Origin of the sequence: Vibrio sp. 1F263 (genome assembly GCF_041439035.1) — a bacterium.
GTDB lineage: Bacteria > Pseudomonadota > Gammaproteobacteria > Enterobacterales > Vibrionaceae > Vibrio > Vibrio tasmaniensis_A.
Map to the genome: position 1 here is coordinate 1 of NZ_JBGONI010000019.1, position 15,626 is coordinate 15,626.

15 protein-coding genes are annotated in these 15,626 nt (G+C 44.4%); all 15 read left to right on the plus strand.

Features of this window, described 5'->3' with window-relative positions:
• On the plus strand, positions 1 to 269 hold a 269-nt coding region (locus tag ACED25_RS13180), incomplete at its 5' end, for a flagellin (protein WP_371695437.1).
• A 493-nt stretch (positions 270 to 762) separates the two neighbouring features.
• Positions 763 to 1,893: a flagellin gene (locus ACED25_RS13185; RefSeq protein ID WP_017101959.1), complete on the plus strand. Its 1,131-nt coding sequence runs from the start codon at positions 763 to 765 to the stop codon at positions 1,891 to 1,893.
• 81 nt (positions 1,894 to 1,974) lie between these two features.
• Complete coding sequence (flaG, locus tag ACED25_RS13190; RefSeq protein ID WP_017101960.1) at positions 1,975 to 2,400, plus strand: flagellar protein FlaG; 426 nt, start codon at positions 1,975 to 1,977, stop codon at positions 2,398 to 2,400.
• A gap of 70 nt (positions 2,401 to 2,470) precedes the next feature.
• Entirely contained in the window at positions 2,471 to 4,477 is a 2,007-nt protein-coding gene (fliD, locus tag ACED25_RS13195; protein WP_371695452.1) for a flagellar filament capping protein FliD, read from the plus strand.
• A 3-nt stretch (positions 4,478 to 4,480) separates the two neighbouring features.
• A complete protein-coding gene (locus ACED25_RS13200) occupies positions 4,481 to 4,786 on the plus strand; it encodes a flagellar protein FliT (protein ID WP_017101962.1) in 306 nt (101 codons plus the stop codon).
• Between the two features lie 12 nt (positions 4,787 to 4,798).
• Complete coding sequence (fliS, locus tag ACED25_RS13205; protein WP_009848558.1) at positions 4,799 to 5,209, plus strand: flagellar export chaperone FliS; 411 nt, start codon at positions 4,799 to 4,801, stop codon at positions 5,207 to 5,209.
• A gap of 226 nt (positions 5,210 to 5,435) precedes the next feature.
• Positions 5,436 to 6,899 (plus strand): sigma-54 dependent transcriptional regulator, encoded by a 1,464-nt coding sequence (locus ACED25_RS13210; RefSeq protein ID WP_371695438.1) that lies wholly within the window; start codon positions 5,436 to 5,438, stop codon positions 6,897 to 6,899.
• Positions 6,900 to 7,095: 196 nt separating this feature from the next.
• The gene (locus ACED25_RS13215; RefSeq protein ID WP_009848556.1) at positions 7,096 to 8,136 is read left to right on the plus strand and encodes a PAS domain-containing sensor histidine kinase; all 1,041 of its coding nucleotides are present in this window, start codon (positions 7,096 to 7,098) and stop codon (positions 8,134 to 8,136) included.
• A gap of 33 nt (positions 8,137 to 8,169) precedes the next feature.
• A complete protein-coding gene (locus ACED25_RS13220) occupies positions 8,170 to 9,579 on the plus strand; it encodes a sigma-54-dependent transcriptional regulator (RefSeq protein WP_371695440.1) in 1,410 nt (469 codons plus the stop codon).
• A gap of 132 nt (positions 9,580 to 9,711) precedes the next feature.
• A complete protein-coding gene (gene fliE, locus ACED25_RS13225) occupies positions 9,712 to 10,023 on the plus strand; it encodes a flagellar hook-basal body complex protein FliE (RefSeq protein ID WP_009848554.1) in 312 nt (103 codons plus the stop codon).
• 15 nt (positions 10,024 to 10,038) lie between these two features.
• Positions 10,039 to 11,781 carry a flagellar basal-body MS-ring/collar protein FliF gene (gene fliF, locus ACED25_RS13230; RefSeq protein ID WP_017099171.1) on the plus strand — a complete coding sequence of 581 codons (1,743 nt, stop codon included), beginning with the start codon at positions 10,039 to 10,041 and terminating at the stop codon, positions 11,779 to 11,781.
• Positions 11,774 to 12,832 carry a flagellar motor switch protein FliG gene (fliG, locus tag ACED25_RS13235; RefSeq protein WP_012603439.1) on the plus strand — a complete coding sequence of 353 codons (1,059 nt, stop codon included), beginning with the start codon at positions 11,774 to 11,776 and terminating at the stop codon, positions 12,830 to 12,832. The genes fliF and fliG overlap by 8 nt, the downstream gene beginning before the upstream one ends.
• Before the next feature lie 126 nt (positions 12,833 to 12,958).
• The gene (gene fliH, locus ACED25_RS13240) at positions 12,959 to 13,759 is read left to right on the plus strand and encodes a flagellar assembly protein FliH (protein ID WP_009848551.1); all 801 of its coding nucleotides are present in this window, start codon (positions 12,959 to 12,961) and stop codon (positions 13,757 to 13,759) included.
• Entirely contained in the window at positions 13,759 to 15,078 is a 1,320-nt protein-coding gene (fliI, locus tag ACED25_RS13245; protein WP_009848550.1) for a flagellar protein export ATPase FliI, read from the plus strand. Before fliH ends, fliI begins: the two co-directional genes overlap by 1 nt.
• 22 nt (positions 15,079 to 15,100) lie before the next feature.
• Positions 15,101 to 15,538 (plus strand): flagellar export protein FliJ, encoded by a 438-nt coding sequence (gene fliJ, locus ACED25_RS13250; RefSeq protein ID WP_009848549.1) that lies wholly within the window; start codon positions 15,101 to 15,103, stop codon positions 15,536 to 15,538.
• The last annotated feature ends 88 nt before the right edge of the window (positions 15,539 to 15,626 follow it).

A 15,626-nucleotide genomic window follows, 5' to 3' on the forward strand; every position in this document is an offset into this window, starting at 1 on the left:
AATCTGTAGCTGTTATCGATGCGGCACTTAAATATGTAGATAGCCACCGTTCTGAACTGGGTGCTTTCCAAAACCGTTTCGACCACGCAATCAATAACTTAGACAACATTAACGAGAACGTTAATGCATCTAAGAGCCGCATTAAAGATACTGATTTCGCGAAAGAAACGACTCAGATGACTAAATCTCAGATTCTTTCTCAAGCTTCAAGCTCGATTTTAGCTCAAGCAAAACAAGCTCCGAACTCGGCACTTAGCCTACTAGGTTAACAGGTTGAAAGGCCACATTGACCATGTGCATTATTGTTCATCATCGTCAATGTTAGGCTTCCACAAATTAGCTCGTGGTGAGAGATGAGCGCTAAATAAACCCAGCTTCGGCTGGGTTTTTTATTGCCTGTTATTTGGTAAAGGTACATTGGAGTGAAGTACCGTGTCGGCGAAAAGGAGTAAAAGAGAGAGCAGGGACTTTTTTATGTCAATTATCTGATAGGTATTGATACGCATTGTGCTAAATCCGGCTTTAAAAGATGTCGTGAGATTAATTGATCTACTTCACGTTTTTTTTAATATTTAAAATAATACGAAAAAAAATGCATTTTTTATTAAAGCTTCTAGTTAAGGGGCCGTTAAAGGGATTGAGAGAAATGATATGTACCAATGTAAGGTGAGAGAGACACTGGTATATAAAACAAAATAACATGTGTTTTTGTGAGGTGAGAGTCACATAAGTGCATGAAAAAATGCCTAAAGGAGATCAACTATGGCGATTAATGTAAGCACAAATGTGTCTGCAATGACGGCTCAGCGCTACCTAAATAGCGCGGCTGAAGGTACTCAAAAATCAATGGAGCGCTTGTCTTCTGGCTATAAAATTAATAGCGCGAAAGATGATGCTGCAGGCCTACAAATCTCTAACCGCTTAACGTCGCAAAGCCGTGGCCTAGATATGGCTGTAAAAAACGCGAATGATGGTATCTCTATTGCACAGACTGCTGAAGGTGCAATGAATGAGTCAACCAATATCCTGCAACGAATGCGTGACCTTTCTCTTCAATCTTCAAATGGCTCAAACACGAGATCTGAACGTGTTGCTATCCAAGAAGAAGTATCGGCGTTAAACACTGAGCTTAACCGTATTGCTGAAACGACCTCTTTTGGTGGTAACAAGCTTTTGAACGGTACTTTTGGTAGCCAATCTTTCCAAATCGGTGCAGATTCTGGTGAAGCAGTAATGCTGACGATGAATAATATGCGTACTGACACTCAAGCTATGGGCGGTAAGAGCTATAGTGTTACCGAGGGTAAAGATACGTCTTGGCGTGTAGGAGCAAACTCTGCTCTAACGATGAAATACCAAGATCAGTTTGGTGATCTTCAAGAGTTGTCTATTTCTGCGAAAGAAGGCAACGACATGGAAGAGCTAGCAACGTATATTAATGGCCAAAGTCCAGACGTCCAAGCATCGGTAGGTGAAGGCGGTAAACTGCAACTGTTTGCTTCTAGCCAAAAAATTGAAGGTAATGTTGAATTTGGCGGCAGTCTGGCGGGCGAGCTAGGGATTGGTGCAGGTAAAGACGTTACTGTTAACGATATCGATGTAACATCGGTTGCTGGTGCTAACAACGCGGTATCTATTATTGATGGCGCTCTAAAATCAGTAGACAGTAACCGAGCATCTCTCGGTGCATTCCAAAACCGTTTTGATCACGCAATCAGCAACTTAGATAATATTAACGAAAACGTTAATGCGTCTAAGAGCCGTATCAAAGATACCGATTACGCAAAAGAAACAACGGCAATGACGAAGTCTCAAATCTTACAACAGGCGAGTACTTCTATTTTAGCTCAAGCAAAACAATCACCATCAGCAGCTCTAAGCTTGTTGGGCTAAACTTACTTCAGTAAGTAACGGTAAACTCTACTGTGGGTAGAGTTTTACTGTTAGGCTCATAAAGGTGGGAGGGAGAGTGTTATGGAAATATTATCTAACGCGTCGAACATCCAGCCTTATGGCTCACCTAATGGCACTAAATTTGCAAGCGATGAAGGTAGTAGTGCGTCGAGCACTTTACAACTAAAAGAAGCAACATCTCATGGCAAGGTAGAAAAATCGAAAGAGATGGCTACCGAAGCGGCGATTCAATTAGCTCAACATAGACAAGAGTTAAATGATCAGGAGCGTGTCAAGATGGTTGAGAAGGTCAATGAGTTTATATCTTCTCTTAACAAGGGTGTTGCCTTCAAGGTTGATGAAGAGACTGGGAGAGATGTGGTCACTATTTATGAGACCACAACAGGCGATATTATTCGCCAAATTCCCGACGAAGAAATGCTCGAAATTCTGAGGCGCCTAGCAGCCCAAACCTCGAATAGTGGAATATTGGAGGCTAAGGTTTAAGTCGTATTATTGAGGTGGTTTAATGAGTTTTGGCCCAATGGGGATTTCGTCTGGCATGGATATCAATTCCATGGTCAGCAAAATTGTTGATTCTGAGCGTGTGCCTAAACAGCAACAGATCGACAATGAACGAACGCGAATCGACACCAGCATTAGTGCCTATGGAAGACTCAGAGAATCCCTTGATTCGATGAAGGATCTGATGACAAGCTTTCGTCAGGATAAAGCTTTTGCTGTGCGAACAGTAGAAAGTACTGATGAAAATCTTGTTTCTGCGACCGCGACTACCGAAGCGATCGCTGGCAAATATGCCATCGATGTGTTGCAGCTTGCCCAGAGCCATAAAGTGGCTTCTGATGTTCTATCAGATGACATGAAATTTGGCCCTGGCAAGCTGCAGGTTTCGCTTGGTAGCGAGAGCTTCGAAACACAAGTTAGTGCTAACTCAAAACTGCGTGATGTTGTTAGAGGTATTAACAGCGCTGGGGATAATCCGGGTGTTCGAGCTTCTATCATTAATGATAAAGAAGGACCACGGTTAGTCCTCGCTTCAAATATGTCTGGTGAAGACAATCAAATAAAACTCCACGTTGACTCTGAAGATAACAACCCTCTAAAAAAATTAGAATATAAAACCCTATCGGAAAGACTGAAAGCCTTAGAAGATGCTCGCTCAGTAGCGCAAGGCGTCTTAGCTGATGCCCCTCCTAAATTGGATGCTGACGGTAACCCAATTCCTGACGGCTTTGCTGTTCCGCTGCGAGACGATGACGGAAATTCCATATTTGATGAAAACGGCAATCCTATTTTTGAAAGAAAATCGGAACCTGTCGTTGAACCTGAAGATCCTTTCGCTGAATTTGACCGTGATAATTTAACTTATGGCCAAGAAGCGGCAATGGCAGGTCAAAAGGCGCTAGATGCGTCCGCCTTAGCGGCTTCAGGGATGCCAGAAGATACGATCCCAGGCTGGAACAACACCGCTTCGGGCACATTACTCGATTCTTTTTTTAGGCCTGAACTCGAGCTTGACGAAAAAGCCATCGAGAAAGCCGCTGATATTCCGGGGTGGTCAAATACTGCCGCAGGTACTCTGACGGATTCTTATGTTACCCCCAAAGAAGCGCAGCAGAAGCTCGATGCCGAGAAAGCCAGAATAGAAAGTAAATTGGTTGATGAACGTTCAGAGTTAGCGAAGAGAGTTGAGAAAGGTGAATTAACCCCGGAGCAGGCTCAGCAATTAGAGAGAGCTAGGTTATCTCCGGGGGAACGAACACATTTAGAGAAGGTTGATAAAGCTCAAGCTAATCTGGCTTTGGCTCAACAGTCTTTTGACCAATACAGCGGCATGACTGAAGTGCAAGCTGGACAAGATTCAATGGTCATTCTGGATGGTGTCGCTCAGCTTTCTAGCAATAATAATGTGATTGAAGATGCCGTTGAAGGTATTGATATTACGGTTAAAGGTAAAACGCCAAAAGATAAGCCGCCAGCAGAAATTGGTGTTGAGTACGACCGTAATCGTGTTCGTGAAGATATTGAAGCTTTTGTTAGCTCTTATAATCAGTTTTACCAAGTATCTAAAGGTTTGGCGAGTGTTGACCCTTTGACAGGTCAAAAAGGCCCTCTTTCTGGTGACAGTACAGTGCGTAACGCAGACTCGCGACTAAAAAGTGTGTTCTCTTCAAGCATTGAAGACGCGCCTGACAACCTTAAGTCTTTGACTGAATTTGGTATCACCACCACAAGACAAGGCTCGCTAGAAATCAACTACGACATGCTTGATCGTCAGCTTAACAATCACTTTGATAAGTTGGGTGAGTTCTTTGGCGGCAACAACGGTTTCGCCAAAAAAGTCGAAGATGCGATTCAAGGGATCACGGGTGTTACGGGCTCAATCCGCACGAGAGAAAAGAGCTTAGTCGAACAAAATTACCGTTTGGTTGATGATCAAAGCGCGCTTGACCGACGCATGGATAGCCTAGAGAGCCGTACGCACTCCAAGTTCACTGCGATGCAGGATGCGACCAGCAAGATGCAATCTCAGTTGGGCAGCATGATGAGTGCAATGGGCTAATAGATGAGCAAACTGCTTCAAGAGCTTTGTGAGCTCGATCAATTAATTATGTCTAAGCTCGAATATAGTGAAATTAATGCTGAAGAAATAGTGCATCTTGTCGATAACAGAGAACAGTTATTGCAAAACGTGCTTCAATTAATCGATTCATATCCCGACGTTAAGCAAAGCTCCGAGTGGTTTGAAGCCATTTCGAGAACAAGACAATTGGTCGAACTGATGCAGTCTGAGACTGGTCGAGTAGGTAAAAACTTACATAAATACCGACATGGTGCCAAATCAGTTCAACAATACAAAAAGTTTTTATAGAAGAGGTTTACTATGCGCGGTTCTTTACAGGCATATAAAAAGGTATCAGTGGATAGTCAGCTTACAGCTGCCTCACCGCATAAAATTGTTCAGATGCTAATGGCTGGTGCTATCGAGCGCTTAATTCAAGGTAAAGCGGCAATGCAAGCGGGCAACATCCCGGTGAAAGGTGAGCGACTGAGTAAGGCTCTAGATATCATTATTAGCCTGCGTAGTTGCCTATCGATGTCCGATGGTGGCGACATTGCGAAAAATCTAGATCAACTTTATGAGTTTATGATCACGCAAATTTCTGCTGCAAATCACAAAAATGATCCTCAGCCAATTGATGATGTTATCGATATTATCCGCGAAATTAAGAGCGCTTGGGACCAAATTCCGAATGAATATCACAATTTAACGTCTGCGGATGTTGGTATTTAAAGAAACATCCCAGTTTAAACCAATCGCATATCTCTGAATTGCTTGGTTGCCTTATTTTTATAATCAAATAAAATAGAAGCCATTAGATAGCCTAATGGCTTTTTTCGTTGCTGGTTTCCTAGATTTGTCCACGTAGATCATAATCATTGATATTTTCTCTGTTTTGTCTCTTACGTCGCTTACCAATTTCCGCATCGCACCAAAATAAAGGCAATAATTCCTACTTATGCAAGGTTTGGCAAAACTGCTTGTCGTCGATGATAACGCTCAAAATCGTCACAATTTAAGCACAATATTAGAGTTTGTAGGAGAGAGCTGCGAAGTAATCAGCTCTGAACAAGCACACAAAGTTGACTGGTCCCTACAGTGGGCTGGCTGCATCATTGGTTCAATTAAAGCCAAAGGCTTCGCATTACTGAATGAAAAGCTTGTTCATGTTAATCACATCCCTTTACTGGTGATTGGCAAAAACGATTACCCGGTTGACGAACTTACTAACTTTGTTGGTGAACTCGAACTTCCTCTTAACTACCCGCAATTAAGTGATGCACTAAGACACTGTAAAGACTTCTTAGGCCGTAAAGGCGTTCAAATTGTACCTTCAGCGCGTAAGAATACGCTTTTTCGTAGTCTAGTTGGGCAGAGTGTTGGTATCCAAGAAGTTCGTCACTTGATTGAACAAGTCTCTTCTACTGAAGCAAACGTATTGATTCTTGGTGAGTCAGGCACGGGCAAAGAAGTTGTAGCACGTAATGTTCACTATCATTCTAAACGTCGTTCAGGACCTTTCGTTCCCGTAAACTGTGGCGCTATACCGCCAGATTTGCTCGAAAGTGAACTGTTTGGTCATGAGAAGGGCGCGTTTACTGGTGCAATTACCGCACGTAAAGGCCGTTTTGAGTTGGCTGAAGGTGGTACACTGTTTCTTGATGAAATTGGTGATATGCCAATGGCGATGCAAGTTAAGTTGCTTCGTGTTTTACAAGAACGCAGTTTTGAACGTGTAGGTGGCAATAGTACCATTCAAGCTGATGTTCGAGTGATTGCGGCAACACACCGCAATCTTGAAAATATGATCGAAGATGATTTGTTCCGTGAAGACCTTTACTATCGCTTGAACGTTTTCCCAATTGAAATGCCATCGCTTCAGGAGCGAAAAGAAGATGTTCCCCTATTGCTTCAGGAGTTGATGACCAGAATGGAAGCTGAAGGTGGCATGCCAATCTGTTTTACTCCCCGTGCAATCAACTCTTTGATGGAGCATTGCTGGCCGGGCAACGTACGTGAGTTAGCTAATTTAGTTGAGCGAATGGTTATTTTATATCCAAATAGCTTGGTTGATGTGAATCATCTACCAACTAAATATAGATACAGTGATATCCCAGAGTTTCAGCCAGAGTTTAATAATTTTGCATCAGAGGAAGAGCAAGAGCGAGATGCTCTTTCTGACTTGTTCTCAGAAGACTTCAGTTTTGAGCAGCACGATGAGCTTGCTGACAATGCGAACGCACCTCAAGATTTACCCGCTGAAGGGGTTAACTTGAAAGAACTGCTCGCTGATATGGAAGTGAATATGATCAATCAAGCGTTGGAGGCTCAGGGCGGTATTGTTGCTCGCGCTGCTGACATGCTTGGAATGCGCAGAACCACTCTGGTCGAAAAAATGCGTAAATATAACTTGCAGCGTTAGTGCCTATTTTCGATGAAAACGAAAACCAGTACACACTTTAGCATTTTAGCATTTTAGCTTTTTGGCAACTTTAGCTAAACGAACAGATAAACCATAGTCGAGTTGTTGCTTGCTTAACTATGTGATAAATATAGCAAATAGCCTGACTTGTGTTGTACATGTCAGGCTGTTTTAGTATTTGAGGCAAATTTTTGACATGCACCTATCTAACGAACCAGAAAATCAATCACATCTAGATTCTGTTGAGCAACAGGTTGAGCGCTATAAGCAAGTGCTCGATGTTATGCCTGCGGGGGTCATCTTGTTAGATACACATGGTGAAGTGAGAGAAGCGAATCCTGAAGCACACCGTATTCTCGGGGTTGAGTTGGTTGGCGAGAAATGGTTTTCGGTAATACAAAATGCCTTTGAACCAAGGGACGATGATGGGCATGAGATCTCATTGAAGAATGGGCGAAAAGTGCGCTTAGCGATTTCAGCTTCGACTACAGGTCAGCTTATTTTGATTACAGACCTGACAGAAACTCGCCTACTTCAGTCTCGTGTGAGCGATCTTCAGCGTTTATCTTCACTCGGAAGAATGGTCGCTTCGCTTGCCCATCAGGTTCGCACGCCGCTTTCTAGTGCAATGCTGTATGCATCAAACCTTGCCGCGCCAAATTTGCCGCCGGCAACAAAAACGCGTTTTCAATCTAAGCTGATGGATAGGTTGCATGATTTAGAGAAACAAGTGAATGACATGCTGTTGTTTGCCAAAGGTGGCGACAACAAGGTGGTTAAGCCATTCACCATCGCGGAACTCATCATTGAGTTTCATCCTATGGTGGAGGCTGCGTTAAAAAGCAACCAGATTGATTATTGTCAGGAAGTTGAAGATGAAAAGACTCAAATGTTTGGCAACGCCAATGCTATCGCTTCTGCTTTAAGTAACCTAGTTTTGAACGCGGTTCAAATTGCTGGCAAGAAATCGCAGATTGATGTGTTTTTTAGACCCGTAAACGGTGAACTTAAGATATCAGTGCAAGACAGTGGCCCCGGAGTGCCTAAAGAACTACAAGGTAAGATTATGGAACCTTTCTTTACCACTCGTTCTCAAGGCACAGGTCTAGGTTTAGCGGTTGTACAAATGGTATGCCGAGCACATGAAGGTCGACTGGAATTGATATCAGAAGAGGGTGACGGCGCATGCTTTACCATGTGTCTACCGTTGGAAAGAAGCTCTTCTTCTGAAGACTAATAAGTTTTAACTGAATTTACACTGGAGAATCCTATGGCTCAAAGCAAAGTGTTAATCGTCGAAGATGATGAAGGTCTACGCGAAGCCCTTGTCGATACACTCGCGCTTGCTGGTTATGAATGGCTGGAAGCGGATTGTGCGGAAGATGCTCTGGTAAAATTGAAATCAAACTCTGTTGATATCGTGGTCTCTGATGTACAGATGGCCGGTATGGGCGGTTTAGCATTGCTAAGAAACATCAAGCAGCATTGGCCAAATCTTCCGGTTCTATTGATGACGGCCTATGCCAACATTGAAGATGCGGTCGCGGCAATGAAAGAAGGCGCTATCGATTACATGGCAAAGCCATTTGCTCCAGAAGTGCTGTTAAACATGGTGAGCCGTTACGCTCCCGTAAAGTCGGATGACAATGGCGATGCTATCGTTGCCGATGAGAAAAGTATCAAACTAATGATGCTGGCTGACAAAGTGGCTAAAACCGATGCCAACGTGATGGTGCTAGGGCCAAGTGGCTCTGGTAAAGAGGTCATGTCTCGCTATATTCATAACGCCTCGAGCCGTAAAGACGGTCCGTTTGTTGCGATTAACTGTGCCGCGATTCCAGATAACATGTTGGAAGCAACACTGTTTGGCTACGATAAAGGTGCGTTCACCGGGGCGATTCAAGCTTGTCCGGGTAAATTTGAGCAAGCTCAAGGCGGTACTATTTTGTTGGATGAGATCAGCGAAATGGATCTCAGCCTACAAGCGAAATTGCTGCGAGTGTTGCAAGAGCGCGAAGTTGAACGTCTTGGTAGCCGCAAGAGCATCAAATTGGATGTCCGTGTTCTAGCAACCAGTAACCGCGACCTAAAACAGTATGTTTCTGAAGGGAATTTCCGTGAAGATTTATACTACCGACTGAATGTATTTCCAATTACTTGGCCAGCGCTGTGTGAACGTAAAGGTGATATTGCGCCGCTTGCGAAACATTTGGTGGAACGTCATTGCACCAAACTAGGAATGCCTGTTCCTGTTCTGTCTGAGCAAGCCATTAGTAAACTCGTCAATTATCCGTGGCCGGGAAATGTGCGTGAACTGGATAATGTCGTGCAGCGCGCTCTAATTTTGAGTGAGCAAGAAAATATTTCAGGCGAACATATTTTACTTGAAGGTGTTGATTGGCAAGACGCAACTGGACTACAACAGATCGTTGAAGGGAACAGTGTTACAGCGCCAGAAATTAAGCCGATTGCTGAAGCGAATCCTATCAATAAAGTCGTGGCAGGTAGCGAAGGGCTTGGAAATGAACTTAGAGATCAAGAGTATGCGATCATTCTCGAAACATTGATTGCTTGTCATGGTCGACGTAAAGATATGGCTGAAAAGCTAGGCATTAGCCCTCGTACATTGCGTTATAAATTAGCGAAAATGCGTGATGCTGGAATAGATATTCCAAATTGAACATAAATTAGTAGTGTCAGCTTTCTGACTAGTGTATTACGATAGCTAGTCAAATTGATGCATGGCACGTTAATTGCTCTGTCAATAATAAAGCTAAATAGATAGTCATAATTTTGACTCCTGAGGTAGTAAATGAGAATAGATGGTTTACAAGGCGAAATGCAGGCAATGATGGTTGAAGCTGCCAGCACGCGTCCTGCTGCAACGGGCCAAGCGGTTGGTGCAGATTTTGGCAACATGCTGACTAATGCCATCAATAATGTGAACTCATTACAAAAGACCTCTGGTAATCTTCAAACTCGTTTTGACAGTGGCGATCAAAGCGTGTCTTTATCTGACGTGATGATTGCTCGTAATAAATCTAGTGTGGCTTTTGAAGCGACGATCCAAATTAGAAATAAATTGGTCGAATCGTACAAAGAGCTGATGAACATGCCGGTATAAGTTGGGTAGTAAATAGTGGCAGATAACAGTCAAACAACAGATTTAACCGTAAGCGATAGCAACGACCACGCACTTATTGCAAGCTCTGATCTAGATGGCGAAGGGCAAAATACCGATTTAGGTGAGCGCAGTTCATCTAAGTTCGATATGGCCGTCGGTGATCTCGATTTGCTTCGTCAAGTCGTCTTAGTTCTTTCTATCTCGATCTGTGTAGCGCTTATTGTAATGCTGTTTTTCTGGGTGAAAGAGCCAGAAATGCGTCCATTAGGGGCTTACGAAACAGAAGAGTTGATCCCGGTTCTTGATTATTTGGATACGCAGAAGATTGAGTACTCTCTTGAAGGGAACACCATCTCGGTACCAGCGAGTGAATATAACTCATTAAAGTTAAATATGGTTCGAGCGGGTTTGAACCAAGAGCGAAACACCGGTGATGATATCCTCATGCAAGACATGGGTTTTGGTGTATCACAACGTTTAGAGAAAGAGCGTCTTAAACTAAGTCGTGAAAGACAGCTTGCTAAAGCTATTGAACAGATGAAGCAGGTACGTAAAGCTCAAGTTTTACTTGCCTTACCTAAGCAAAGTGTCTTTGTTCGTCACAATCAAGAAGCCTCTGCCTCAGTCTTCCTGACACTTAAAACGGGGACGAACCTCAAGCAGCAAGAAGTTGATTCTGTTGTGGACATGGTGGCTAGTGCCGTTCCGGGGATGAAAACTTCGCGAATTACGGTGACCGATCAGCATGGCCGACTTTTGAGCTCTGGCTCTCAGGATCCGATGTCAGCGGCACGCCGAAAAGAGCACGAGTTAGAGCGTAATCAAGAGCAAGCGCTACGTGAAAAAATTGACTCCATTTTGATTCCGATTCTTGGGTTTGGTAACTACACGGCTCAGGTTGATATTCAACTCGACTTTAGTGCTGTGGAACAAACAAGAAAGCGTTTTGATCCGAATACTCCAGCAACCCGAAGTGAATATACATTAGAAGACTACAATAACGGCAACGTTGTGGCTGGTATTCCAGGGGCTTTGAGTAACCAGCCTCCTGCTGATGCATCGATTCCCCAGGACGTGGCTCAGATGAAAGATGGTACGATGATGGGGCAAGGTTCGGTTCACAAAGAAGCGACCCGCAACTTTGAGCTGGATACTACCATTAGTCATGAGCGAAAACAGAGCGGCACGGTTAATCGTCAGACCGTATCCGTTGCAATCAAAGATCGCCAATCATTGAACCCTGATACGGGAGAAGTGGTTCACACCCCAATTCCAGCAAGCGAAATTAACGCGATACGTCAGGTATTGATTGGAACTGTGGGTTTTGATGAAAACCGCGGTGATTTACTCAATGTGTTAAGTATGCAATTTGCACCTCAAGTAACGGATATTGTTGCTGACGTACCAATTTGGGAGCATCAACACTTTAATGATTGGGTTCGTTGGTTTGCGAGTGCGTTGGTTATTATTGTTGTCGTATTGGTGCTGGTTCGCCCTGCAATGAAAAAACTGCTTAACCCAGCAGCAGACGATGACGATCAAATGTACGGCCCCGATGGCATGCCAATTGGTGCTGACGGCGAAACCAGTTTAATTGGTGGTGATATTGAAGGTGGTGAGTTATTTGAATTTGGTTCAAGTATCGACCTACCTAACCTTCACAAAGATGAGGACGTACTGAAAGCAGTACGTGCACTTGTAGCGAATGAACCAGAGCTAGCAGCTCAAGTAGTTAAGAATTGGGTGGCAGATGGCTAACGAAATTGTTCCACAACAAGCAGAAGGTGGTGAGCTTGATGTCGCAAGTGTCGATATCGAGTCTATCTCAGGCGAAGAGCGCGCTGCGATCTTGTTGCTAAGTTTAAGTGAAGAAGATGCTGCGGGTATCATTCGCCATCTAGAACCTAAACAGGTTCAGCGTGTTGGTAGTGCAATGGCACGTTCAACGGATTGGTCTCAAGAAAAAGTAGGTGCTGTACACCGCGCTTTCTTAGATGATATTCAGAAGTACACCAACATCGGTATGGGCAGTGAAGACTTCATGCGTAATGCGTTGGTGGCTGCGCTGGGCGAAGATAAGGCGAATAACCTTGTTGATCAGATCCTTTTAGGTACTGGTTCTAAAGGTTTGGATTCTCTTAAGTGGATGGACCCTCGTCAGGTGGCAAGCATCATCATTAACGAGCACCCACAGATTCAAACGATCGTACTGTCTTATCTGGAATCGGATCAGTCTGCGGAGATCTTATCTCAATTCCCTGAGCGTGTTCGCCTTGATTTGATGATGCGTATTGCTAACCTTGAAGAAGTTCAACCTTCAGCTCTCGCTGAATTGAATGAAATCATGGAGAAACAGTTTGCGGGTCAAGCGGGTGCTCAAGCTGCCAAAATTGGTGGCCTGAAAGCCGCTGCTGAGATCATGAACTACATGGACAATAATGTAGAAGGCATCTTGATGGGGCAAATTCGAGATCAAGACGAAGACATGGCAACACAGATCCAAGATCTTATGTTTGTCTTTGAAAACCTTATTGAAGTTGATGACCAAGGTGTTCAGCGATTGCTGCGTGATGTTCCACAAGACGTTCTACAGAAAGCGCTTAAAGGTGCTGATGAAAGCCTACGTGAGAAGATCTTCAAGAACATGTCTACGCGTGCTGCTGATATGATGAGAGACGATATTGAGGCGATGCCGCCAGTTAAAGTCTCTGATGTAGAAGCGGCTCAGAAAGAGATCTTGGGTATTGCGAGGAAGATGGCAGACAGTGGCGAGATTATGCTGTCTGGTGGCGCCGACGAGTTCCTTTAATACAGAAACCTCAAGAGCCCCACATTGTTGGGGCTTTTCTTTATCCAACCTCAAACCACAGATTAACTACCGTGTAATTGCTTGAATCTACAACGCAGTTGGACGAACTCATAGATAGGTACTGATATGTCAGGTGATAGAAAACGCGGCTTCCTTCGCCCTGAAGAAGATAATACGGTTGCCCAACCTCAGAAATGGGGGCTGCCTGACTATACCTCTGATGTGAACAAACAAGCCAAAGAAACGGCTTTTAACTACGATCCTGGTTGGATGCCAACGGTTGAAGAAGCCATTGAAGACGAAGAGCTGGTTCTAACTGAAGACCAAATCGAACTGATCAAGCAAGGTGCTTATCAGGAAGGGCTTCATCAAGGACAAGAGGCTGGCTTTAAACAGGGCTACGAAAAAGGCAAAGAAGAAGGGTTTGCCGCAGGTCACGAAGAGGGCAACGAAGCCGGCAAACTTGAAGGCGTTACTGCTGGTCAAGAGTACATTCAGCAGCAAGTCGCCATCTTTATGGGGCTAGCCAACCAGTTCGCTCAGCCTTTAGAGCTGATGAATGCTCAGGTAGAGAAGCAACTGGTGGACATGGTACTGACCATGGTCAAAGAAGTGGTTCATGTTGAAGTACAAACCAACCCACAAATCATACTAGATACCGTGAAAGAATCGGTAGAGTCACTGCCAATCTCAGGTCACGCGATCACATTGAAGCTAAACCCTGAAGATGTTGCAATAATACGCTCAGCGTATGGCGAAACGGAATTGGACTCTCGTAATTGGACGTTGGTATCAGAGCCTGCACTCAATCGCGGCGACGTACAAATTGAAGCGGGTGAATCGAGTGTAAACTACCGCATGGAAGAGCGCGTGAAGAACGTCATTCAAAGCTTCTGTGGTGTAAATCGTCATCAAGGTCATGAGTAATGCTTGAGTTAGCGAACCGTCTTAGCCAATACAAAGTCGAGGGGCTAAAGTCGCGACCAATTGCTTCAGGCAAACTCGTTCGTGTTGTTGGACTAACGCTTGAAGCGACCGGCTGCAAAGCGCCAATTGGCAGCTTATGCTTAGTAGAGACCATGTCTGGTCAGATGGAAGCCGAAGTGGTTGGCTTTTCTGGCGATAACCTGTTTTTGATGCCCAGTGAACAAATTACTGGGATCTTACCTGGCGCTCGCGTGACACCGATGACATCAGAAAGCGGTATCCCTGTTGGAATGGAGTTGCTTGGTCGTGTTATCGATGGCGTAGGTAATCCGCTCGACGGATTAGGTCCAATCTATACCGAGCAACGCGCTTCCTTTAATGCTGAGCCAATCAATCCTTTAGCTCGTAAACCTATCTCTGAGCCACTTGATGTTGGCTTAAAAGCGATTAATGGCTTACTAACGGTGGGCAAAGGGCAGCGTATCGGCCTGTTTGCGGGTTCCGGTGTGGGTAAGTCGGTTACGCTTGGGATGATGACTCGTGGTACAACCGCGCAAGTGGTCGTGGTGGGGTTGATTGGTGAGCGTGGACGAGAAGTAAAAGAATTTATTGAAGAGATCCTTGGCGAAGATGGTCGTAAGCGTTCTGTTGTGGTCGCCGCTCCTGCGGATTCGTCTCCATTGATGCGTTTAAAAGGCTGTCAAACCGCACTGGCTGTAGCTGAGTATTTCCGAGACCAAGGTCTAGATGTTTTACTACTGATGGACTCATTGACTCGTTTCGCTCAGGCGCAGCGTGAAATCGCTCTGTCTGTGGGTGAGCCGCCAGCAACCAAAGGCTATCCGCCGTCTGTGTTTGCCAAGCTTCCTGCGCTGGTGGAGCGAGCAGGTAATGGTAACGATGAACAAGGTTCTATCACTGCTTTCTTTACCGTGTTAACAGAAGGTGATGATTTACAAGACCCTATTGCCGATGCATCGCGAGCGATTCTTGATGGTCACATTGTTTTATCTCGTGAGATGGCTGATGCTGGTCACTATCCCGCGATTGATGTTGAGAAATCCGTCAGTCGTGTTATGCCTCAAATCACCACCGAAGAACATGTCTTGATGTCGAAAGCCGTTAGACAAGTGCTGTCTATATGCCGGAAAAATCAAGATTTGGTTTCGATTGGTGCTTACAAGCCGGGAACAGACCCTGCAATCGACAGTGCTTTCACTTTGAAACCGAGGTTGGACGAGTACTTACAACAGAAAATGAAAGAAACGGTTCCCTATGATATGTGCGTCAACATGTTAAAGCATGTGTTAGGCGGTTAGGTCGTGTTGAATAAGGTCAATCATGGATAACGCGTTAGAATTTCTTCTCGATCAAGCGAAAGACCAAGAGAACCAAGCTGTATTGGCGCTGAATCAAGCGAATGTCGAGCTGCAGGGTTACTACGAACAGGTCGAACAGATTGAAAAATATCGACTTGATTACTGCCAGCAACTTGTTGACCGAGGTAAGGCCGGATTAACGGCTAGCCAATATGGTCACTTAAACCGTTTCTTAACGCAATTAGATGAAACGCTCTCTAAGCAGAGAGAAGCGGAACACCACTTTAAAAATCAGGTCGATAACTGCCAAAACTATTGGATGGAGTTACGAAAAAAGCGTAAATCCTACGAATGGTTGATGGAGAAAAAGCAGAAAGAAAAAGCAAAGCTGCAAGATCAAAGAGAGCAAAAGCAAATGGATGAGTTCTCGACTCTGTTATATAGCCGAAAGAAGATTTGAACCTAATTCACGAATGACGCAAGTGTTGCTCTGCAGATGGCAGACTTAAAACTTATAGGCATGTTTCTTGCTCTGTTTTATATCAAAT